19 protein-coding genes and 1 riboswitch are annotated in these 18,707 nt (G+C 75.5%); of the genes, 8 read left to right on the top strand and 11 right to left on the bottom strand.

Features of this window, described 5'->3' with window-relative positions; genetic code table 11:
* Positions 1-7: 7 nt before the first annotated feature.
* The 5 genes from QC029_RS22695 to QC029_RS22675 form a co-directional block, all read right to left on the bottom strand.
* Entirely contained in the window at positions 8-1,045 is a 1,038-nt protein-coding gene (locus QC029_RS22695; protein WP_279557598.1) for a glutathione S-transferase C-terminal domain-containing protein, read from the bottom strand.
* An 88-nt stretch (positions 1,046-1,133) separates the two neighbouring features.
* Positions 1,134-1,610, bottom strand: a complete 477-nt coding sequence (locus QC029_RS22690; protein WP_279557597.1) for a VOC family protein — start codon at positions 1,608-1,610, stop codon at positions 1,134-1,136.
* Positions 1,611-1,643: 33 nt separating this feature from the next.
* Positions 1,644-2,618 carry an AraC family transcriptional regulator gene (locus QC029_RS22685; RefSeq protein WP_279557596.1) on the bottom strand — a complete coding sequence of 325 codons (975 nt, stop codon included), beginning with the start codon at positions 2,616-2,618 and terminating at the stop codon, positions 1,644-1,646.
* Between the two features lie 63 nt (positions 2,619-2,681).
* Complete coding sequence (locus tag QC029_RS22680) at positions 2,682-3,356, bottom strand: FMN reductase (RefSeq protein ID WP_279557595.1); 675 nt, start codon at positions 3,354-3,356, stop codon at positions 2,682-2,684.
* Between the two features lie 53 nt (positions 3,357-3,409).
* Positions 3,410-4,519: an LLM class flavin-dependent oxidoreductase gene (locus tag QC029_RS22675; protein WP_279557614.1), complete on the bottom strand. Its 1,110-nt coding sequence runs from the start codon at positions 4,517-4,519 to the stop codon at positions 3,410-3,412.
* 213 nt (positions 4,520-4,732) lie between these two features.
* Between QC029_RS22675 and QC029_RS22670 the strand changes: the two genes are divergently transcribed.
* The gene (locus QC029_RS22670; protein WP_279557594.1) at positions 4,733-4,912 is read left to right on the top strand and encodes a hypothetical protein; all 180 of its coding nucleotides are present in this window, start codon (positions 4,733-4,735) and stop codon (positions 4,910-4,912) included.
* Positions 4,913-4,976: 64 nt separating this feature from the next.
* Here the strand turns inward: QC029_RS22670 and QC029_RS22665 are convergent, their stop codons facing one another.
* Positions 4,977-5,291 carry an SMR family transporter gene (locus QC029_RS22665; protein ID WP_279557593.1) on the bottom strand — a complete coding sequence of 105 codons (315 nt, stop codon included), beginning with the start codon at positions 5,289-5,291 and terminating at the stop codon, positions 4,977-4,979.
* A gap of 40 nt (positions 5,292-5,331) precedes the next feature.
* Positions 5,332-5,392: riboswitch (guanidine-III (ykkC-III) riboswitch) on the bottom strand.
* Positions 5,393-5,482: 90 nt separating this feature from the next.
* Here QC029_RS22665 and QC029_RS22660 point away from each other — a divergent pair.
* The 3 genes from QC029_RS22660 (at position 5,483) to QC029_RS22650 (ending at position 8,327) form a co-directional block, all read left to right on the top strand.
* A complete protein-coding gene (locus QC029_RS22660; protein ID WP_279557592.1) occupies positions 5,483-6,802 on the top strand; it encodes an endonuclease Q family protein in 1,320 nt (439 codons plus the stop codon).
* 135 nt (positions 6,803-6,937) lie between these two features.
* Positions 6,938-7,600, top strand: coding sequence for a dienelactone hydrolase family protein (locus tag QC029_RS22655; protein ID WP_279557591.1), 663 nt, complete (start codon positions 6,938-6,940; stop codon positions 7,598-7,600).
* A gap of 73 nt (positions 7,601-7,673) precedes the next feature.
* Positions 7,674-8,327: a phosphoribosyltransferase gene (locus tag QC029_RS22650; protein WP_279557590.1), complete on the top strand. Its 654-nt coding sequence runs from the start codon at positions 7,674-7,676 to the stop codon at positions 8,325-8,327.
* Between the two features lie 68 nt (positions 8,328-8,395).
* Here the strand turns inward: QC029_RS22650 and QC029_RS22645 are convergent, their stop codons facing one another.
* A complete protein-coding gene (locus QC029_RS22645; RefSeq protein ID WP_279557589.1) occupies positions 8,396-9,589 on the bottom strand; it encodes an anhydro-N-acetylmuramic acid kinase in 1,194 nt (397 codons plus the stop codon).
* Between the two features lie 51 nt (positions 9,590-9,640).
* Positions 9,641-10,984, bottom strand: coding sequence for an MFS transporter (locus QC029_RS22640; RefSeq protein ID WP_279557588.1), 1,344 nt, complete (start codon positions 10,982-10,984; stop codon positions 9,641-9,643).
* A gap of 235 nt (positions 10,985-11,219) precedes the next feature.
* On the opposite strand from QC029_RS22640, the gene QC029_RS22635 reads away from it, so the two are divergent.
* The 4 genes from QC029_RS22635 (at position 11,220) to QC029_RS22620 (ending at position 13,941) form a co-directional block, all read left to right on the top strand.
* Positions 11,220-11,456, top strand: a complete 237-nt coding sequence (locus QC029_RS22635; protein WP_279557587.1) for a hypothetical protein — start codon at positions 11,220-11,222, stop codon at positions 11,454-11,456.
* A 132-nt stretch (positions 11,457-11,588) separates the two neighbouring features.
* Positions 11,589-12,926 (top strand): 6-phospho-beta-glucosidase, encoded by a 1,338-nt coding sequence (locus tag QC029_RS22630; protein ID WP_279557586.1) that lies wholly within the window; start codon positions 11,589-11,591, stop codon positions 12,924-12,926.
* Positions 12,927-13,060: 134 nt separating this feature from the next.
* Positions 13,061-13,471, top strand: coding sequence for an SRPBCC family protein (locus QC029_RS22625; RefSeq protein ID WP_279557585.1), 411 nt, complete (start codon positions 13,061-13,063; stop codon positions 13,469-13,471).
* Positions 13,472-13,539: 68 nt separating this feature from the next.
* Positions 13,540-13,941 carry an OsmC family protein gene (locus QC029_RS22620; RefSeq protein WP_279557584.1) on the top strand — a complete coding sequence of 134 codons (402 nt, stop codon included), beginning with the start codon at positions 13,540-13,542 and terminating at the stop codon, positions 13,939-13,941.
* Positions 13,942-13,984: 43 nt separating this feature from the next.
* Here QC029_RS22620 and QC029_RS22615 read toward each other — a convergent pair whose 3' ends face one another.
* The 3 genes from QC029_RS22615 to QC029_RS22605 all read right to left on the bottom strand — a co-directional run bounded on the left by QC029_RS22615 (position 13,985) and on the right by QC029_RS22605 (position 18,517).
* Positions 13,985-15,535, bottom strand: a complete 1,551-nt coding sequence (locus QC029_RS22615) for a branched-chain amino acid ABC transporter substrate-binding protein (RefSeq protein ID WP_279557583.1) — start codon at positions 15,533-15,535, stop codon at positions 13,985-13,987.
* Positions 15,536-15,540: 5 nt separating this feature from the next.
* Complete coding sequence (locus tag QC029_RS22610; protein ID WP_279557582.1) at positions 15,541-17,514, bottom strand: hypothetical protein; 1,974 nt, start codon at positions 17,512-17,514, stop codon at positions 15,541-15,543.
* A gap of 145 nt (positions 17,515-17,659) precedes the next feature.
* Complete coding sequence (locus QC029_RS22605) at positions 17,660-18,517, bottom strand: 3-hydroxyacyl-CoA dehydrogenase family protein (RefSeq protein WP_279557581.1); 858 nt, start codon at positions 18,515-18,517, stop codon at positions 17,660-17,662.
* Positions 18,518-18,707: the final 190 nt, after the last annotated feature.

Genomic DNA, 18,707 nt, shown 5'->3' with positions numbered 1-18,707 from the left:
CGCCGCGCTACGCCCCCTCGCCGGCCGCGGTGGCCCGGCCCCGGGGCGGGATCTCCTCCGCCGCGGGCGGCGGGCCGGGCGGGGTGCCGTCGCCGAAGGGCCGCCCGCCCAGCTCCTCGCGGTGGTGCGGGGTCAGCCAGGCGGACGGGTCCGGGCCGAGGGGCACGATCTGGGTGGGGTTGATGTCGGTGTGCACCTGGTAGTAGTGCCGCTTGATGTGGTCGAAGTCGACCGTGTCGCCGAAGCCGGGGGTCTGGAAGAGGTCGCGGGCGTACGCCCACAGCACCGGGTCCTCGCTCAGCTTGTTGCGGTTGCACTTGAAGTGGTTGTGGTAGACCGCGTCGAAGCGCACCAGGGTGGTGAACAGCCGCACGTCGGCCTCGGTGATGGTGTCGCCCACCAGGTAGCGGCGGGCGGACAGGCGCTCCGAGAGGCGGTCCCAGCAGGCGAACAGGTTCCGGTACGCCCGCTCGTAGGCCCGCTGGCTCTTGGCGAACCCGGCCAGGTAGACGCCGTTGTTGAGGTTCCGGTAGACGTCCTCCATCACCTCGTCGATCTCGTCGCGCAGCGGCTCGGGGTACAGGTCGGGCGCGCCATCGCGGTGCAGCGCGGTCCACTCGGTCTCCAGGTCGAGCGTGATGCGCGGGTAGTCGTTGGTGACGAGCCTGCCGCTGGGGACGTCCACGATCGCCGGGACGCTGATCCCGCCGTCGTAGCCGGGCTCGCGGGCGGCGTACGCCTCGCCGAGGAAGGCCATGCCCAGCACCGGGTCCCTGCCGTCCGGATCGAGGCTGAAGCGCCAGCTCCGCTCGTCCTGGAGGGGGTCGGTGACCGCCAGGGAGATCGCGTCCTCCAGGCCGAGCAGCCGCCGCACCACCAGCGCGCGGCTCGCCCAGGGGCAGGCCCGGCTGGCCACCAGCCGGTACCGTCCGGCCTCGACCGGCCAGCCGTCGGCGCCGTCGGCCGTGATGCGGTCCGTGAAGTGGCTCGGTGACCGCTCGTACTCGGCGGTCGTGCTGCCGGGGTTGCCGACGGTGGTCGTCATGGGGGCCGTCTTCCCTTCGGTGCCGGGGCGCGGGGACCGGACGCCTACCCGGTTCCGCCCCCGGCATCCGCACGGGCGGCGGCCCCCGTCAGCTCCCGCCGGCCGCGGACCGCGCCGGCCTGCGCGGCTCGCCGCGGTAGGTGCCGAACTGCCAGCGGTTGCCCTCCGGGTCGCGCACGGCGAAGTCGCGGGAGCCGTGGCCGGTGTCGTACGGCTCCCTCAGCACCCGCGCCCCGGCGCCCGCGGCCCGGGCGAAGAGCTCGTCGGGGCGGTCGGTGACGACGTACGCGCCGAAGCTCCCCGGCTCCAGCGGCCAGGGGTCGTCGCCGCCCCCGCGCACCGAGCCGAGCATGATGCCGCCGCCCTCGGGCCAGCTCAGCTCCGCGTGGTGGACGGTGTTCCCGTCGGCGCCCTCGCCCGTGACGACCAGCGTCTCCTCGAAGCCGAACGCGTCGGTCAGGAAACGGATCAGCCCCAGGGCGTCGCGGGCCCGCAGCGTCGGCCACACCATGGGCTCCCGTGCCGTGCCGTCCGTGCTGGTCGTGCCGTTCGTGTCTGCCGTCATCTGCGCCGTCCTCCTCGGTGGGGTCCTCACGGCTCACCCGTCCTCGGCGAGCCCCGGCACACCCCACCGTGGCGCCGCGGCGTCCTCCCCGGCTTGGACGTTTCGGAACCGCGTGCCGTGCTCCTGCGCCAGCCAGCGGCTCGGCGCGCAGCCGGCCAGCGCGCGGAACTCGCGGGCCAGGTGGGCCTGGTCGAAGTAGCCGCACTCCACCGCCAGCCCGGCCAGCCCCAGCCCGCCCGCGCCCGCCGCTTCCGGGCGGGCGGCCCGGGCCACCAGCAGCCGGCGCGCCCGGTCGAAGCGGACCACCCGGGCGGCGGCCTTGGGCGTGAGCCCGATCTCGGCGCGGAAGCGTCCGGTGAGGTGGCGGGCGCTCCAGCCGGACTCCTCGGCCAGCTCGGAGACCGTGGCGGTGCCGCCGGAGGCCAGCAGCCGGTGCCAGGCGCGGGCGACCTCGGGGTGCGCGGTCCGCTCGGGGCGGAGCAGGCCCGGCAGGGTGCGGTCCAGCACGGCGAAGCGCTCCGGCCAGGTCGCGGCCTGCCGCAGCCGGTCGTGGATCTCGGCGCAGCGCCGGCCGAGCACGGCGTCGGCGGGTACGTCGAGGTGGGCCAGTTCGCCGGCGGGCGGGCCCAGCAGCGCCCGCGCGCCGAGCGGGCCGAGCGCGATCTGGACGCCCGACTGCCTGCCCTCGTGGGCGATCAGCGCGGGCGCCGCGTGGAGACCGCCGAGCAGCGTGTCGTAGCGGCCGGGCGGCTGCCGGGGGTCGGGGTGGCCGGCCACGGTGAGCCGGTCGTCCAGGGTGAGGATCAGCGTCAGGTACGGGGAGGGCAGACCGCGGTGGAGGCCGGGCGGCAGACCGGCCTGGCGGTAGCCGGTGTACCGGGCGACGTACGGCCGCAGCGCGGGGGCCGGGCGGCGGTACACGTACTCGTCCACCGCCCCGCCGGCCGTCTCGGGACCGGCGGGGCGTGCCGGGCCGGGTCCGGGGGCCATGGAGTCCGTGGGGTCCACGAGATCCAGTATCGGCCCGGTATCGGCCCCGAGCCGCTCCGGCGGGGCGGGTCGGTCGGCGGGTCAGTCGAGTCCGAGGGCCGCCAGCTGCTGGGCGAAGGGGGTGACGGCCTCCTGCCCGGTGGCCCGCCCTGTCGCGCCGGACCCGTCGGACTCGTCGGCCCCGTCGGACCCGTCGGCGGGCCGCGGCCGGGCGCCGACCAGCTCCGCCAGCTCCTCCCCCGCCCGCTCGATCCGGGCGGACAGCTCGCCGGCCCGCTCGTCCCCGCCGCCCCAGTCCTCGGAGGCGGCGTAGACGGCGGTGGGCACGGTGACCGCCCGCAGGTAGGCGAACATCGGGCGCACGGCGTGCTCGATGGCCAGGGAGTGCCGCGGTGTGCCGCCGGTCGCGGCCATGAGGACCGGCTTGCCGCGCAGCGCGGTGTCGTCGATGACGTCGAAGAAGGACTTGAACAGACCGCTGTAGGAGGCGGTGAAGATCGGGGTGACCGCGATCAGGCCGTCCGCCCCGGTCACGGCCTCGACCGCCTCGCTCAGGGCGGGTCCGGGAAAGCCGGTGACCAGGTTGTGGGCGATGTCGGTGGCCAGGCCTCGCAGTTCGACCACCCGCACCTCGACCGGGCGTTCGCCGTCCGCCAGGCGCCGCCTGGTCGCCTCGGCGAGGCGGTCGGCGAGCAGGCGGGTGGAGGAGGGGACGCTCAGGCCGGCCGAGACGGCCGTGATCCGGATGGGCTTCATGTGCTGCTCCTGCGGATGGTGCGGGTGGACGGGCGGGCTGGTCGGGGACGGGGTCAGGCCGTGGCGCCGGAGGCCCGCTCGGCGGCCTCGGCGTCGCGGCGGGCGACCAGGGAGGCGTGGGTGGGGGCGTCGGGGACCCGGGCGGGGCGCCGGGCGGCGAACTCCTTGCGCAGCACGGGCACGACCTCCTCGCCGAGGATGTCGATCTGCTCCAGCACGGTCTTCAGCGGCAGCCCGGCGTGGTCCATCAGGAAGAGCTGGCGCTGGTAGTCGCCGGCGTAGTCGCGGAAGGCGAGGGTCTTGTCGATGACCTGCTGGGGGGAGCCGACGGTGAGCGGGGTCTGCTCGGTGAACTCCTCCAGGGACGGCCCGTGGCCGTAGACGGGCGCGTTGTCGAAGTAGGGGCGGAACTCGCGCACGGCGTCCTGGGAGTTGCGGCGCATGAACACCTGGCCGCCCAGGCCGACGATCGCCTGCTCGGCGGTGCCGTGGCCGTAGTGGGCGTAGCGCTCCCGGTAGAGGGAGACCATGCGCTGGGTGTGCTCCTTGTTCCAGAAGATGTTGTTGTGGAAGAAGCCGTCGCCGTAGTAGGCGGCCTGCTCGGCGATCTCCGGGGAGCGGATGGAGCCGTGCCAGACGAACGGCGGGACGCCGTCGAGCGGGCGCGGGGTGGAGGTGAAGCCCTGCAGCGGGGTGCGGAAGCGGCCCTGCCAGTCCACCACGTCCTGGCGCCACAGCTTGTGCAGCAGCGCGTAGTTCTCGATGGCCAGCGGAATGCCCTGGCGGATGTCCTGCCCGAACCAGGGGTAGACCGGCCCGGTGTTGCCGCGGCCCAGCATCACGTCCACCCGGCCGTCGGCCAGGTGCTGGAGCATCGCGAAGTCCTCCGCGATCTTCACCGGGTCGTTGGTGGTGATCAGCGTGGTGGCGGTGGACAGGATCAGCCGCTCGGTGCGCGCGGCGATCCAGCCCAGCATCGTCGTCGGCGAGGACGGCACGAAGGGCGGGTTGTGGTGCTCTCCGGTGGCGAAGACGTCCAGCCCCACCTCCTCGGCCTTCAGCGCGATGGCGACCATCGCCTTGATGCGCTCGTGCTCGGTGGGCGTCCGGCCCGTGGTCGGGTCCGCGGTGACGTCACCCACGGTGAAGATTCCGAACTGCACTGCGCTCACATCCCCAATAGTTGATTATTCAATCACTTTGTCGAACGTCCGGGCGACCACCCCTATTCCTCCGCTCCCCACCAGGGAGGCATGGACACCGGAAGCGGGGGAACCGCGTAGCGCGAAATGCGCATACCGGGCTTTTCGCCCACGGCGGCCACCGGGCCGCGGACGGGCGGCGGACGGCCCGTACGAGGCAGGGAGCGAGGCACCATGTTCAAGCGCCACCGCAAGGAAGAGCAGCGCAAGAGGGACGAGCGGCTCAAGCAGGTCGCCAAGGAGCACGTCCGCCACCTGTCCGGGGAGACCGCGAAGGGACGGGTCGACCCGGCCACGACCGAGCGGACCGAGCGGGACGAGGGCGCCCCCGGCGAGGGCGGCGCCTCCCGTTAGGACGGCCCCCGCGCACCGCGCCGCCGCCCGGCCGGTAGCTCCCGGCCGGGCGGCGGGCCCGCGCTCACTCCAGGACCTTCAGGCCCACGACGCCGGCGACGATCAGCACCAGGCAGAGCACGCGCCCGGTGGAGACGGGATCACCGAGCGCGACCATGCCGTACACGGCCGTGCCCACGGCCCCGATGCCCACCCACACCGCGTACCCGGTGCCGATGGGGATGCCGCGCAGCGCGTAGGCGAGGCCGCCCATGCTGAGGGCGAGCGCGACGACGAACAGCACACTGGGCCTGAGACGGGTGAGGCCCTGCGACGCGGAGAGCGCCGCGGCCCACACCGCCTCCAGGATCCCCGAGACGACCAGGACGACCCACGCCATGACGTGACCTCCGCAGGTGATGGTGCGTGACTGCGTATGACCTGCGCCGTCTTGTCGTGCCGGGTACGACGCGCTCGTCCGGGGCGCGGGGCGCGCCACGGCCAACCTAGCACCGGCCCCAAAGGGGGCGCGGAGCGGCGGCCGTCCCGCGCCCGCCCATGCCCCCGCGCTTCCGGGGCACGCGTGGGTACATGCGCTACTACGCCGACCTGCACGTGCACTCCCGGTACAGCAGGGCGTGCAGCCGCAACAGCGACCTGCCGCACCTGGCCTGGTGGGCGCGGCGCAAGGGGATCACCGTGCTGGGCACCGGCGACTTCACCCACCCCGTGTGGTCGCGCACCCTGCGCGAGTCGCTGGTGCCCGCGGAACCGGGCCTGTTCCGGCTGCGGGACGACCTCGACCGCGAGGTGCTGGAGACCCTGCCGCCCGCCTGCCGCGGCCCCCTGCGCTTCCTGCTCCAGGTGGAGGTCGCCACGAACTACTCGCGCGGCGGCCGGGGCCGCAGGATCCACCACCTGTGCTACGCGCCCGACCTCGACGCGGCCGAGCGCCTCACGCGCGCCCTCTCCCCGTACGGCGACCTCGCCTCGGACGGGCGGCCCGCCCTGGCGATGGACGCCCGCGACCTGCTGGAGGCCGTCCTGGCCTCCGGCGAGGGCTCCTACCTGGTCCCGGCGCACGCCTGGACGCCCTGGTTCGGCGTCCTCGGCTCGAAGTCCGGCTTCGACGGCGTGGACGAGTGCTACGGCGACCTGGCCGGGCACGTCTTCGCGCTGGAGACGGGCCTGTCCTCGGACCCGGAGATGAACTGGCGGGTGTCGTCCCTGGACCGCTTCCGGCTGGTCAGCCACTCCGACGCGCACTCGCCGCCCATCCTGGGCCGCAACGCCACCGTGCTCGACACGGAGGTGGACTACTTCGCGATCCGCCGGGCCCTGGAGACCGGCGAGGGGTACGCCGGCACCGTGGACCTGTACCCGGAGGCGGGGAAGTACCACCTGGACGGGCACCGTGCCTGCGGCGTGCGGCTGGAGCCGGCCGGGACCCGGGAGCGCGGCGGCAGGTGCCCGGTGTGCGGCAGGAAGCTGACCGTCGGCGTGCTCCACCGGGTCGACGAGCTGGCCGACCGTCCCTCCGGGCGGCCGTCCACGGCCGGCGAGGCGCTGAAGATCGTCCCGCTGCCGGAGATCGCGGGCGAGATCCTGGGCGTCGGGCCGAAGACCAAGACCGTGGAGCGCGCCCTGGAGGGCCTGACCGCCGCGCTGGGCCCGGAACTGCCGCTGCTGCTGGAGGTTCCGGTGCGGGAGGTGCGCGAGGCGGGCGAGGCGGAGACGGCCGAGGCGATCGAGCGGCTGCGCGCCCACCGGGTGCGGCGCGAGCCGGGCTACGACGGCACGTTCGGCAGGGTCTCCCTGTTCGGCCCCGAGACACCTGAGGCCACCGGGACTCCCGAGGTCCCCGAAGCCCGGGAGGAGGAGGCCGCCCCCGCGGGCGGGGCGGCCCGGTAGACCGCAGGCCCCGGGCGTACGCGCCCCGGTCCCCGGTCCCCGGCTCCTCGGGCGGCTCCCGCGCCGCGGCGCATACCGCCGCGGCCGGCGGGTACCCCGGCGGCGCACGGACGTCCACAGCGCGGGAGGTGGCCGATGCTCCCCGAGACAGCCGGGATCCCGACCGACGGAGGAGCCGTCCTGACCGGGGACCTCACCGTGCCCGGCGGGGCCCGCGGCGTCGTGGCCTTCGCCCACGGCAGCGGCAGCTCCCGGCACAGCCCGCGCAACCGCGCGGTGGCCGGGGTCCTGCAGGACGCCGGTCTGGGCACGCTGCTGTTCGACCTGCTCACCGATGACGAGGAGCGGACGGACACGGTCACCGCCGAGTACCGCTTCGACATCCCCCTCCTCGCGCGGCGCCTGGTGGCGGCCGTCGACTGGCTCGGCGGCCACCCGGCCACCGCCGGGCTGCCGACCGGCCTGTTCGGAGCCAGTACGGGGGCCGCCGCGGCCCTGGTGGCCGCGGCCGAGCAGCCCGGCCGGGTGCGGGCCGTGGTCTCCCGGGGCGGCAGGCCGGACCTCGCGGGCGGCGCCCTGGACAGGGTCGGCGCGCCCGTCCTGCTGATCGTCGGCGGCGAGGACCACGAGGTGCTGCGGCTGAACGAGCAGGCGGCCGCGCGGCTGTCCGCGCCGTGCACGGTGCACGTGGTGCCCGGCGCCACCCACCTGTTCGAGGAGCCGGGCACCCTCGACCAGGCCGCCGCCGCGGCCCGCGACTGGTTCGTCCGCATGTCCCGGGAGGCGGCGCACCGGTGACCGGTCCCGCCGCCCCTCCGCCGCGGCGGCCTCCGCCGGGGCGGGGCCGGGAGGAAGCGAAGGGAGAGAGATCATGCGCTTCCACGACCGCAGGGAGGCGGGCCGGATGCTCGCCGGTCCGCTGCGGGAACTCCAGCTCGCCGGAGGGATGAGGGACCCGCTGGTCCTGGCGCTTCCCCGGGGCGGCGTCCCCGTGGGCGACGAGATCGCCCGCGCGCTGCACGCGCCGCTGGACGTACTGGTCGCCCGCAAGATCGGCGCGCCGTTCAATCCGGAGTTCGGGGTCGGCGCCATCGCGGGCGAGGGCCCGCCGCTGTTCGACGAGCGGTCGCTGGACATGCTCGGCCTGACGGCCGCGGAGATGGCCCCGCGGGTCGAGCGGGAGCGGGCGGAGCTGCGCCGCCGCGAGGACCTGTACCGCGGCGGCCGTCCCGCCCCGGAGCTGCGGGGACGCACGGTGGTCGTCGTCGACGACGGGCTGGCCACCGGCGTCACCGCGCGCGCCGCGCTGCACGCCGCCCGCGTCCTGGAGCCGGGCCTGCTGGTCCTGGCCGTACCGGTCTCCTCCGTGCAGGCCGCCGCGGCGCTGGAGACGGTGGCCGACCGCCTGGTGTGCCTGGAGACGCCGCCGTCCTTCCAGGGGGTCGGGCAGTGGTACGAGGACTTCCACCAGGTGGGCGACGACGAGGTGATCGCCACCCTGCGGTCCTCGGCCGCCGCGCGGTGAGGGCCGCGGCGGGCACCGCGCCGGCAGTGGGCGCGCCGCCGGAGGGCGCGTCCGTTCCGGACGCGCGGTCAGGAGTCCCGCGGCGGTCCGGTCCGGGACACGCGGAGCCGGACGGGCCCCGCCCCGCCCCCGGCCGGCGGTGGGAGCGGCCCGCGCCGGCCCGGTGTGATCGACCCCAGCACACGGGCGTGGCGCGCGCCGGTGCAGGCCGGGACCGTGCCGGGCACGCCCCGGGCGGTCAGGAAGCCCAGCAGCGCGAAGGCGTACGCCTCCTTGGCCCCGGAGGGCAGGCCGAGCTCGTCGGAGACGCGGACCGGGACGCCGCCCAGGGCCCGTGCGAGCCGGGCCAGCAGGACCGGGTTGCGGGTGCCGCCGCCCGAGGCGATCACCTCGGTGCCCCCGGCGGCCCGTACGGCGTCGGCGACCGTACGGGCCGTCAGCTCGGTGAGGGTGGCCAGGACGTCCTCGGGGGGCAGGTGCCCGAAACCGCTCAGCGCGGTCCGCAGGTAGGCGGCGTTGAACAGCTCCCGGCCCGTGGTCCTGGGCGCGGGCCGGGCGTAGTACGGCTCGGCCAGCAGCCTCTCCAGCAGCGGCCGGCAGACGGTGCCCGCGGCGGCCAGCGCCCCGTCCGCGTCGTGGTCGGCCCGGCCCCCGGTCAGCTCCCGCACCGCCTCGTCGAGCAGGACGTTGGCGGGTCCGGTGTCGTACGCCAGCGGGCCGCGTCCGCCGTCCGCCACCGTGATGTTGGCGATGCCGCCCAGGTTGAGGGCGACGGGTGTCCCCGGCCGGCCGCGCAGCCACATCACGTCCAGGGCGCTCACCAGCGGCGCGCCCTGGCCCCCGGCGGCGACGTCGCGCGGGCGCAGGTCGGAGACGACGGTGCGGCCGGTGCGCTCGGCGATCCAGGCGGGCTGCCCGAGCTGGAGGGTGCCGCGGACCCGGCCGTCCTCGGTCCAGTGGTAGACGGTCTGCCCGTGCGAGACGACCAGCTCGGCCCGCCCCCGGCACAGTTCGCGGTCGGCGCGGTCGGCCGCCGCCGCGAGGGCCTGCCCGAGGAGGGTGTCGAGCCGGCAGACCGCGGCCATGGTGGTGGGCGACGGCGGGAGCGCCGCGAGCAGGTCGCGGCGCAGCCCGCCGGGGAAGGCGTGCTCGAGCGCGCCGAGCGGGGTCAGGACGACGGTGTCGCCCTCGATCTCCAGGTCGGCGGCCGCCGCGTCGATCGCGTCGCAGGACGTCCCCGACATCAGCCCGATCACCCTCATGCCCGTACCCTCCGTGCTGGTCGTGCCGGTCGTGCGCGTACCGGTGGTCCGTCAGTCCCGCAGCGCGCGCCGGTGGTCGTCGCCGCGCAGCGCGAGCAGCGCCGGCAGGCCGACCGCGCAGACGGCCACCACGTAGTACGCGGGGATGTCGGCGTCGCCGGTGCGTTGGATCAGCTCGGTGATGATGAGCCCGGCCGAGCCGGAGAAGACCGCGTTGGACAGCGAGTACGCCAGTCCCAGCCCGGTGTAGCGCACGGTGGTGGGGAACATCTCCGCGAGCATCGCCGGGCCGGGCCCGGCCAGCAGTCCCACCGCCGCGCCGGCCGCGAACACCGCCGCCGCCTTGGCCGCCGGGGAGGCGTCCGGGTCCTGGAGGAGGTTCAGCAGGGGGAGGGCGAGGACGAGCAGCGCGACCGTCCCCGCGACCATCACCGCCCGCCGTCCGATCCGGTCGCTGAGCGCCCCGGCGGGGAGGATGGCCAGGGCGAAGCCCGCGTTGGCCACGACGGTGGCCACCAGCGCCTGCCGGAAGGACGCGCCCAGGGTGCTCTGGAGGTAGGCCGGCATCACGACGAGGAAGGTGTACCCGGCCGCGGACCAGCCCATCAGACGTCCGACCCCCAGCCCGACGGCCCGCCAGGTCGCGGCGGCGGAGGGCGGGGGCACGGCGGCGGGCGCGGACCCGGCGGCCGGTCCCGCGCCGTGCGCGCGCCCGGAGGAGCGCCGGAAGGAAGGCGTCTCCTCCAGCCGCAGCCGCAGCCACAGGGCCGCCAGCCCCAGCGGCACCGCCAGCAGGAACGGCAGCCGCCAGCCCCACCGCTGGAGGTCGTCCTCGCCGAGCACCGTGGCCAGCAGCGCGGCCAGGCCGGCGCCGGCGAGCAGGCCCAGCGCCACCGTGAAGGACTGCCACGCCCCGTACAGCCCGCGCCGGCCGGGCGGCGCGAACTCCGTCATCACCGACACCGCGCCGCCGAACTCCCCGCCCGCCGACAGTCCCTGGACGACGCGGACGAGGGTGAGCAGCCACGGCGCGGCGGCACCCACCGTGGCGTACGTCGGCAGCAGGCCGATGGCCGCGGTGGCGGCGGTCATCAGCAGGACCACCAGGATCAGGGTGGGGCGGCGGCCGATCCGGTCGCCGATCCGGCCGAAGAGGGCGGCGCCCACCGGGCGGAAGAAGAACGCCAGGGCGAAGGAGGCGTAGGTCTTCACCAGGGCCTCGGCGTCGCCCGCGCCGTCGGGGGCGAAGAACCGCGCGGCGATGATCGTCGCGAAGTAGCCGTAGACCCCGAACTCGTACCACTCGATGAAGTTGCCGACCGATCCCGCCACCAGTGCCCGCCGTGACGCGGGTGGTGCGGCCTCCTCGGTTCCGGCCTCCGCGGTCGCCGCCATCGTCCCGCCCTCCCGGTCCGTCGGTGCGCGCCCTGCCGGGCCGCGTACGTGTCAGGGCCAGTCATGCCCCGCCGGAGGGGGATGAATGTCCGGGCCCCGGCGCGTCGGCCGGGCGGGTGGTTGCGGTGCGCCGGTCGGAGCCCGGCCGCCGCGTCGCGGAAGGGGCCGCCGGGCCCCGGCCCCCATCCTTGCGGCTGACCCACCCAGCGGACGACCGGCGGAAGGGAAACGTTTCATGAGCGTGTGCGAGGTGTGCGGGAACGACTACGAGATGGCGTTCGAGGTGCGCGCGGCGGGTGCCGTCCACGTCTTCGACAGCCTGGAGTGCGCGGCGCACCGGATGGCGCCCATTTGCGAGAACTGCCAGTGCCGCATCCTGGGCCACGGTGTGCAGTCGGCGGACGGGCGGTTCTTCTGCTGCGCCCACTGCGCGCGGACGCAGGGGCACGTCGAGCTGGTCGACCACGCCTGAGCGGTCCGGCACGGCGGTGTGAGACCGTGGCGGCGTGAGACATGACGCCGTGACGACCGTGCCGGAGACCCTGTCGCGGACCGCGCCCACCGCGCCCGGAACCCCCCGGAAGGCCGCGGGAGGTGAGCGGGCATGAGGCTCACCGTGCTGGGCGGCGGCGGGTTCCGGGTGCCGCTGGTGCACCGGGCGCTGCTGGAGGACGCGGGCGACCGGGCGGGCCGCGTCACCGAACTCGTCCTGTACGACACCGACCGCGCCCGGCTGGACGCGATCGGCGCGGTGCTCGCCCACCAGCGGGGGCGGCACACCGGACCCGCCCCCGCGCTGCGCGCCACCACCGACCTCGACGACGCGCTGCGCGGCGCCGACTTCGTCTTCTCCGCCATCCGGGTCGGCGGCCTGGCGGGCCGGGTGCGCGACGAGCGGATCCCGCTCGCCGAGGGAGTGCTGGGGCAGGAGACGGTGGGCGCGGGCGGCGTGCTGTACGGTCTGCGCACCCTGCCGGTGGCCGTGCGCGTCGCCGAGCGGATCGCCGAGGTCGCGCCCGGCGCCTGGACCATCAACTTCACCAACCCCGCCGGGATGGTGACCGAGGCGATGGCCGCCGTCCTCGGCGACCGCGTCATCGGCATCTGCGACTCGCCGGTCGGGCTGTGCCGCCGCGCCGCGCGCGCCCTGGGCGCCGATCCGGACCGGGCCAGCTACGACTACGTGGGCCTGAACCACCTGGGCTGGCTGCGCCGCGTCACGGTGGACGGCCGCGACCGGCTGCCCGACCTGCTGGCCGACCCCGCCGCGCTCACGTCCTTCGAGGAGGGCAGGCTGTTCGGCGCCGACTGGCTGCGGACGCTCGGCGCACTGCCCAACGAGTACCTGCACTACTACTACTTCAACCGCGAGGCGGTCGCCGCCGTCCGCGGGGCCGGGGCCACGCGCGGCGAGTTCCTCCGCGGCCAGCAGTCCCGCTTCTACGAGCGGGCGCGGCCGGACGACCCGGCGCAGGCGTACGGCGAGTGGGAGCGCACCCGCCGTGAGCGCGAGGAGACCTACCTGGCCGAGAGCCGCGAGGCCTCCGGCGGCTGGGAGCGCGACAGCTGCGATCTGGAGGGCGGCGGCTACGACCGGGTGGCGCTGGCCCTGATGCGGGCGATCGCCCGGGACGAGCGCACCACGCTGATCCTGAACGTCCCCGGCCGCGGCGCCGTACCGGGCCTGGACGGCGACGCGGTGGTCGAGGTGCCGTGCCTGGTGGGGGCCTCCGGCGCGCGTCCGCTGGCGGTCGGCCCCGTGGCGGCCGACCAGCTCGGGCTGATGCTCACGCTCAAGGCCGTCGAGCGGGCCGCGATCGAGGCGGCGCGCAGCGGTTCGCGCGGGGCGGCGCTGCGGGCGCTGGCGCTGCACCCGCTGGTGGACTCGGTGGGGGTGGCCGGGCGGATCCTGGACGCGGCGGGCGGCTTCGGCCGCCCGTAGCCGGTGCGGCCGTGTTCCGGGTACGGCCGTACCCGGAACGCGGGCGGACGGGCGGCCCGCGGCGGGGATGCCCGGCCCGGGAAGGGGTACGCCGTCCTGGGTCCGCTGACGTACGACCCCGGGAGTGAGATCCGGTGAGCGAATTCGAGCGTTCCCGCACCATGCCCGCCCTGCCCGAGCTGATCTTCAACCAGGTCTCCGACCCGGACGGCCTGAACAACTGGCTTCCGGGGGACCTCCACGTCCACACGGGGACCCCGCCGGCCGTCACCGTGCACGAGGAGCGCACCGGACACGACGTCCGGGCCCTGTTCCGCGCCCGGCCCGACCAGCTGCGGGCGGAGTGGGGGACCCGGGACGAGGGCGCCTACGCGGGCTGGCTGCAGGTGGCGGGCATCGGCAGCGGCGCCAGCGAGGTGACCGTGCACCTGTCCTTCTTCGACGAGAGCCACGTCCCCTCGGAGGACGCCGTCCACGCCTCCCTCGACCAGAGCCTGGACAGGCTGGCCGAGCAGGTGCGGATGTACACCGAGCACGCCGACTGACGGCCGGGGCCGGGGCGTCAGCCGTTTGGGCGCGCCTCCCCCCGGGGCGCACGGGTAGACCTTTCCCCATGGCCCCATCCGAACAGGATCTGTACACCGCCCAGGCCCGCTCCCTGCACGGCACCGGCCGGGTGGACGTCTCCGGGCGGGCCGGCCTCCCGGTCGGCGCCCCCGGCGAGCTGGGCGGCAGCGGGCAGGGGTACGACCCCGAGCAGCTGTACGCGGCCGCGCTGGCCACCTGCCTGCACCAGGCGCTGGTCATCGCGGCCACCGAGACCGGCGTCGACCCCTCCGGCAGCGAGGTGACCGCCCGCGTCCGCCTCAACGACGGCGGCGCCCAGCACTACCGCTTCGACGCCACCGCCGACGTCTCGCTGCCGTCCGCCTCCGGGGAGCAGCGCGAGCGCGTCATCGGCCAGGCCCTGCGCATCTGCCCGCTCGGCGACCGGCTGGACCCGCCGCCGGCCTGACGCACGCGCCGGGCCGGCGGCGGGTCCGGCGCCCGGCGCGGCTTCAGCGCCGGGGGGCGACGGCCTCGACGAAGACCGGGTTCCCGTCGGGCTTCAGCTCCAGGACCGGGAGGACCTTGTCCCTGGGGTTGCCGTCGTTGGCGAACGACAGGAAACCGCTCGCCCCCGGCACCCGCTGGTGGCCGTCCATCTGGCGGAACATGCTGCCGACCGTCTCGCCGGTGGCGGCGTTGTCGAAGCGGACCGCCATCCGCGCCCCGGTGGCGGCGGTCAGCACCGCGTCGTGGGACATCATCGCCTGGCCGTCGCCGCGCGCGTCCTGGGGGAAGAGGTCGTCCAGCCTCTTCTTCCCGCCGTCCTCCCCCTCGGCCGCCTCGTCCTCTCCCCCGCCGCCCGCCTTGCCGTCCGCCTTGCCGTCCGCGGCTCCGGCCCGCTCGGCGCCGCCCTTCCTCCCGCCCTCCTGGAAGAACCAGATCGTCTCCGGGGACACCCCCTCGGGGTCGTCCCGCCACATGTCCGGGTGGGCCAGGCCGGTGTAGAGCACCCGGATGCCGCTGTCGGCGGCCTCGGCGAGCTGCCGGGGGGTGAGGTTGGTGGTGTCGTCGCCGGTCATGACCGTGAACCTCCACCTCGCGCAGTCCCGGTTGGCCAGGGCGTCGAGGAAGTGGGTCAGGTGCTGACCGCGGCCGGCGAAGTAGACCACCTGGGGCCTGTACTCGCACAACTGCTGCGAGATGTACCACAGCTCGTTCTTCCAGGCGCCGGGGATCGAGGAGTCGAACGTCTTGTCCTCGGCCACCACCTCGCCCCCGCGTTCGGCGAACTCGGCGTTGAAGTCCCGGCTCAGGGTGCGGGCGTACAGGTTCCGGTCCGCCACGTCCTTGACCACCACGGCGGTGTCGACACCCTCGCGCCTGAGGTGGCCGGCCGCGGCCCACGCCTCGTCCCGGTTGGTCGGGGTGACGCGCACGAAGCCCCTTATGCCGCGGATGTCGGTGTCGGTCATCGTGCTGGCGACCGTGGCCAGGCCGTTCCCGGACAGCCGCCTGAGCGCGGCCAGGTTGGCGTCCGTGCTCGGGCCCAGGCCGGTCACCGCCACCAGCCGGTCGTCGGTGTCCCTGCGCCGGACCAGCTCCCCGACCGTGTGCTCCCAGTGCGCGGAGCCGCTGCCGGCGTTGGCGATCAGCAGCCTGATCCTGGGGGTCGAACTCCGGTTGTGCCGCCACTGCGCCAGATAGGCGCCCTGGAGCTCGTGCCGCACCGACTCCTCGGAGTTGCTGTCGTCCTCGTTGAGGGTGAAGGCGGTCATGTAGGCGACGCTGACGTAGGGCTCGCCGCTCTCCACGGCCCTGGCGTTCTCCCGCCCGATCAGCTCGGTCACGGGGCGGAGGTGGTCGGCGAAGGCGTACGAGCCGTCGCTGACCCCGACGCACTCGCCGGACGGCCCCTTCCTCACCACGCCCTCCCCGCAGCGGGAGCGGCGTTCGTCCAGCAGGTGGTCGGCGAAGAGGAACGCGCCCGCCAGGACGGCCAGCACCACGGCCGCGGTGGCGGTGCGCTTGACGGTCAGCAGGGAGATCCGGCGCCGGGCCACGCCCCTCACCCCTCGTCCGCGGCCGTCAGCGGATGACGCCAGTGCCGGTAGCGCTCGGCCTCGTCGTACAGGGCCACGATGTCACTCCCCCTCAGTTCGGACAGCCGGTCGTACTTGGCCGCGATCACGCTGTTCAGCCGCAGCCCGGGGTCGCCGAGCGGGTCGCTCCACAGCCAGCGCGCGCACACCAGTCCCCGGATCACCGAGACGTCGGTGATCGCGTGCGTGGGCGCCTCGGGCGCGAGGTCGCCCAGCAGGGCCAGCGGCGGCCGGTCGGCGGGCAGCCGGCTGGGCGCGGCGGTGACCGCGTTGAGCAGCCGGATCCAGCGGACGGCGCTCAGTTCCCGGAAGCGGCCGGTCAGGTGGTCCACCACCTCGTCGACGCGGTGCGCGGCCAGCCGGTGGTACATCGCCTCGTCCGGCAGGCCCTCCGCCTCGAAGTGGTCGCCCATCAGCTCGTGGACGGCGTCCCACTCGCCGGGGTCGGCGGCCAGCCGCCACAGCAGCAGCCTGCGCAGCCACGGGTGCAGGCGCGGCTGCGTCCGCTCGGTCTCCAGCAGCCAGCGCGAGCGCACCTCGTTGAACAGCGACTCGCTGGCGTCGCCGGGGGTCACCGCTCCCAGGATCCTGCTGCCCGCGGACAGGTCGCGGGCCGCCGCGCACCGCACCAGCGCGTCGCGCTGGGCCGCCGGGAAGTCCTCCAGCAGGTGGTCCAGCGCCGCGTCGGCCAGGGTGTCGTGCGGCGCCCGGCGCATCCGCCGGCCGGGCAGGGAGCGCAGCCACAGGTCGAACTCGCCGCTGCCCCGGCGGGGCGCGTTGGCCAGGTCGAGGACGTCCATCACCTGCCGCACCGCCACCGGCAGGCCGCGGGTCAGCCGGTACACGAACGGGGCGAGGCCGGAGTGGCGGGGCGAGGCCAGCTCGATGCCGGTGCGCACCTCGTCGAGCGTCAGGTCGCGCAGCCGCAGCGGGTACCACCAGGAGTCGTCGCTGTCGTGGGCCGGACGGCGTTCGCGCCAGTCGTCGAGGGACGCCCGGTCGGGGCCGCGCAGCCGCCAGGGCCACTGGTCGCCCGCGGACGAACCCCAGTTCTCCAGCCAGCGGTTGGAGCTGCCCACCACCGTCAGGGGGTCGCAGACGGCCCCGGCCAGGGCGGCGTCGCGGCGGGCGCCGGTCAGCAGTTCCAGGAACAGCCGCCCCTGGTCGGTGTGGCAGTTGTCGAGCAGGAGCAGGTACGAGCCGGGGGCGAACCAGCGGGTGGTGTCGTGGCGGAGGTCGTCGAGGAAGGCGGCGAACAGGACGCGGTCGAGTATCCGCTTCTCCTGCTCGGTGCCGCTGTGCCGCCACATGTTGAGTTCCAGCAGGGCGTCCCACGGGTCCTGGGAGGGCACCAGCGGATGGTCGCCGAACCACTGCGGGGCGCCGGCGAAGATCCGTCCCGGCAGTCTGCGCCCGCCGCGCCGGGCGGTGTCCCGCAGGATCGCGGCGACCACCGCGGGGGCGCCGTTGGGGGCGCCCAGCGCGCTGCCGGCGACCTCCAGGAAGGCGGAGAGGTAGTCGCCGTACCGGGCCTCGTTCTGCTGCCGGAACTCGTCGAGCTGCCGCTGGACGGCGCGGCGCCCCTGCGAGCGGTCGGGCATCCGCAGTTCGCGGTCCGAGGCCAGCAGTCCGAGCGTGAGCCGGGGGAAGCGCGAGACGCGGTACTGCGGCAGCTTGCGCTCCAGCTGCCGGGCGATCAGGGCGAGGGCGTAGCGGGGCAGCAGGGCCTGGTCCGCGGCGAAGTTGAGGTACGCGAAGGGGTGTTCCGTCCCGAACCGGCCCATGACGGCGCCGTGCGCCTCGCTCGCCCCGCTCCCCCGCGGGCCGACCAGCATCGTCACCGGCCGCTCCGCGCCGGGGGGCTGGTCCAGGCACTCGGCGACGAGGGCCAGGATGCCGCTGCGCCCCCGCATGCCCATTCCCGCTCCGGACTCCTCCATCCGACCGGCCCTCCCCCGTGACGACGCAACCGTCGGCAGACAGGAGGATGCCACGTTCGGTGCACGCACGACAGCGCCAAGCGACCGCGTACCGGCGCGCGAGGGCCCGGCGGGGCGCGGAGCCCCGGCCGGGCCCGGCGCGGGCTCAGTCCTCCCAGGTGTAGAAGCCCCGGCCGCTCTTGCGGCCCAGCTCGCCGCGGGCGACCTTCTCCCGCAGCAGCTCCGGGGGCGCGAAGCGCTCGCCCAGGGTGCCGTGGAGGTACTCGGCGATGGCCAGGCGCACGTCCAGGCCGACGAGGTCGGTCAGCCGCAGCGGTCCCATCGGGTGCTTGTAGCCCAGGCTCATGGCGGCGTCGATGGCCTCGGGTTCGGCGACGCCCTCCTCGACCATCCGGATCGCCTCCAGGCCGAGGGCCACGCCCAGGCGGCTGCTGGCGAAGCCGGGCGAGTCCCTGACGACGACGTCCTTCTTGCCCAGGGCGCGGGTCCACTCCAGGGCCGCCCGCACGGTGCCGTCCGCGGTCCGCCCGGCCACGACCAGCTCCACCAGGGCGGAGGCCGGGACGGGGTTGAAGAAGTGCATGCCCAGGAACCGCTCGGGGCGGGCCAGGGCGGCGCCGAGCTCGGTGACGGACAGGGAGCTGGTGTTGGTGGCCAGCACCGTCGCCTCGCCCACGGCCTTCTCGGCGGCGGCGAGCAGCCGGGCCTTGAGGGCGGGGTCCTCGGGTACGGCCTCGACGACCAGGTCGGCGCCGGCGGGCAGGTCGTCCACGGTGGTGGCGGTGGTGACGCGCGCCAGGACCCGTTCGGCCGGCTCGTCGAGCCTGCCGCGCTCGGCGGCCCGGCGCAGGCCGGTGGCGACGCGCTCCAGGGCCGCCGCGGCGGCCTGCTCCCCGCTCTCCACGACGACCACGGCCGAGCCGGCCGTGGCGAAGGACTGCGCGATGCCCGCGCCCATCCGCCCGCCGCCCACCACTCCGACGGTTCCCGGTGCCGCTGCCATGAGCTCTCCTCGTCTTCTCGTACCCGGTGCGCCGGTCCGCGTGCCGTGCGCGCCGGATCGTCCGTCAGGGACGGGGCGACCGTACCGGCGGGCGTCCCCTCCCTTGACACGCGGTCCGGGTCTCGGTTTACCTGGCGTCGCCGCAAAGCTAACCGAATGGTCGGTCGGGCTCAAGGCCCGCCCGGCGCAC

Source organism: Streptomyces sp. DH37 (assembly GCF_029813835.1).
Classification (GTDB): Bacteria; Actinomycetota; Actinomycetes; order Streptomycetales; family Streptomycetaceae; genus Streptomyces.
This window is presented reverse-complemented; position numbering and strand designations above follow the sequence as displayed.

What these genes read in the sequence shown, in the direction of transcription:
- QC029_RS22695 (WP_279557598.1), bottom strand. Translation starts at nt 1,045, where the DNA reads ATGACGACCACCGTCGGCAACCCCGGCAGCACGACCGCCGAGTACGAG.
- QC029_RS22690 (WP_279557597.1), bottom strand. Translation starts at nt 1,610, where the DNA reads ATGACGGCAGACACGAACGGCACGACCAGCACGGACGGCACGGCACGG.
- QC029_RS22680 (WP_279557595.1), bottom strand. Translation starts at nt 3,356, where the DNA reads ATGAAGCCCATCCGGATCACGGCCGTCTCGGCCGGCCTGAGCGTCCCC.
- QC029_RS22670 (WP_279557594.1), top strand. Translation starts at nt 4,733, where the DNA reads ATGTTCAAGCGCCACCGCAAGGAAGAGCAGCGCAAGAGGGACGAGCGG.
- QC029_RS22665 (WP_279557593.1), bottom strand. Translation starts at nt 5,291, where the DNA reads ATGGCGTGGGTCGTCCTGGTCGTCTCGGGGATCCTGGAGGCGGTGTGG.
- QC029_RS22660 (WP_279557592.1), top strand. Translation starts at nt 5,483, where the DNA reads ATGCGCTACTACGCCGACCTGCACGTGCACTCCCGGTACAGCAGGGCG.
- QC029_RS22655 (WP_279557591.1), top strand. Translation starts at nt 6,938, where the DNA reads ATGCTCCCCGAGACAGCCGGGATCCCGACCGACGGAGGAGCCGTCCTG.
- QC029_RS22650 (WP_279557590.1), top strand. Translation starts at nt 7,674, where the DNA reads ATGCGCTTCCACGACCGCAGGGAGGCGGGCCGGATGCTCGCCGGTCCG.
- QC029_RS22645 (WP_279557589.1), bottom strand. Translation starts at nt 9,589, where the DNA reads ATGAGGGTGATCGGGCTGATGTCGGGGACGTCCTGCGACGCGATCGAC.
- QC029_RS22640 (WP_279557588.1), bottom strand. Translation starts at nt 10,984, where the DNA reads ATGGCGGCGACCGCGGAGGCCGGAACCGAGGAGGCCGCACCACCCGCG.
- QC029_RS22635 (WP_279557587.1), top strand. Translation starts at nt 11,220, where the DNA reads ATGAGCGTGTGCGAGGTGTGCGGGAACGACTACGAGATGGCGTTCGAG.
- QC029_RS22630 (WP_279557586.1), top strand. Translation starts at nt 11,589, where the DNA reads ATGAGGCTCACCGTGCTGGGCGGCGGCGGGTTCCGGGTGCCGCTGGTG.
- QC029_RS22620 (WP_279557584.1), top strand. Translation starts at nt 13,540, where the DNA reads ATGGCCCCATCCGAACAGGATCTGTACACCGCCCAGGCCCGCTCCCTG.
- QC029_RS22610 (WP_279557582.1), bottom strand. Translation starts at nt 17,514, where the DNA reads ATGGAGGAGTCCGGAGCGGGAATGGGCATGCGGGGGCGCAGCGGCATC.
- QC029_RS22605 (WP_279557581.1), bottom strand. Translation starts at nt 18,517, where the DNA reads ATGGCAGCGGCACCGGGAACCGTCGGAGTGGTGGGCGGCGGGCGGATG.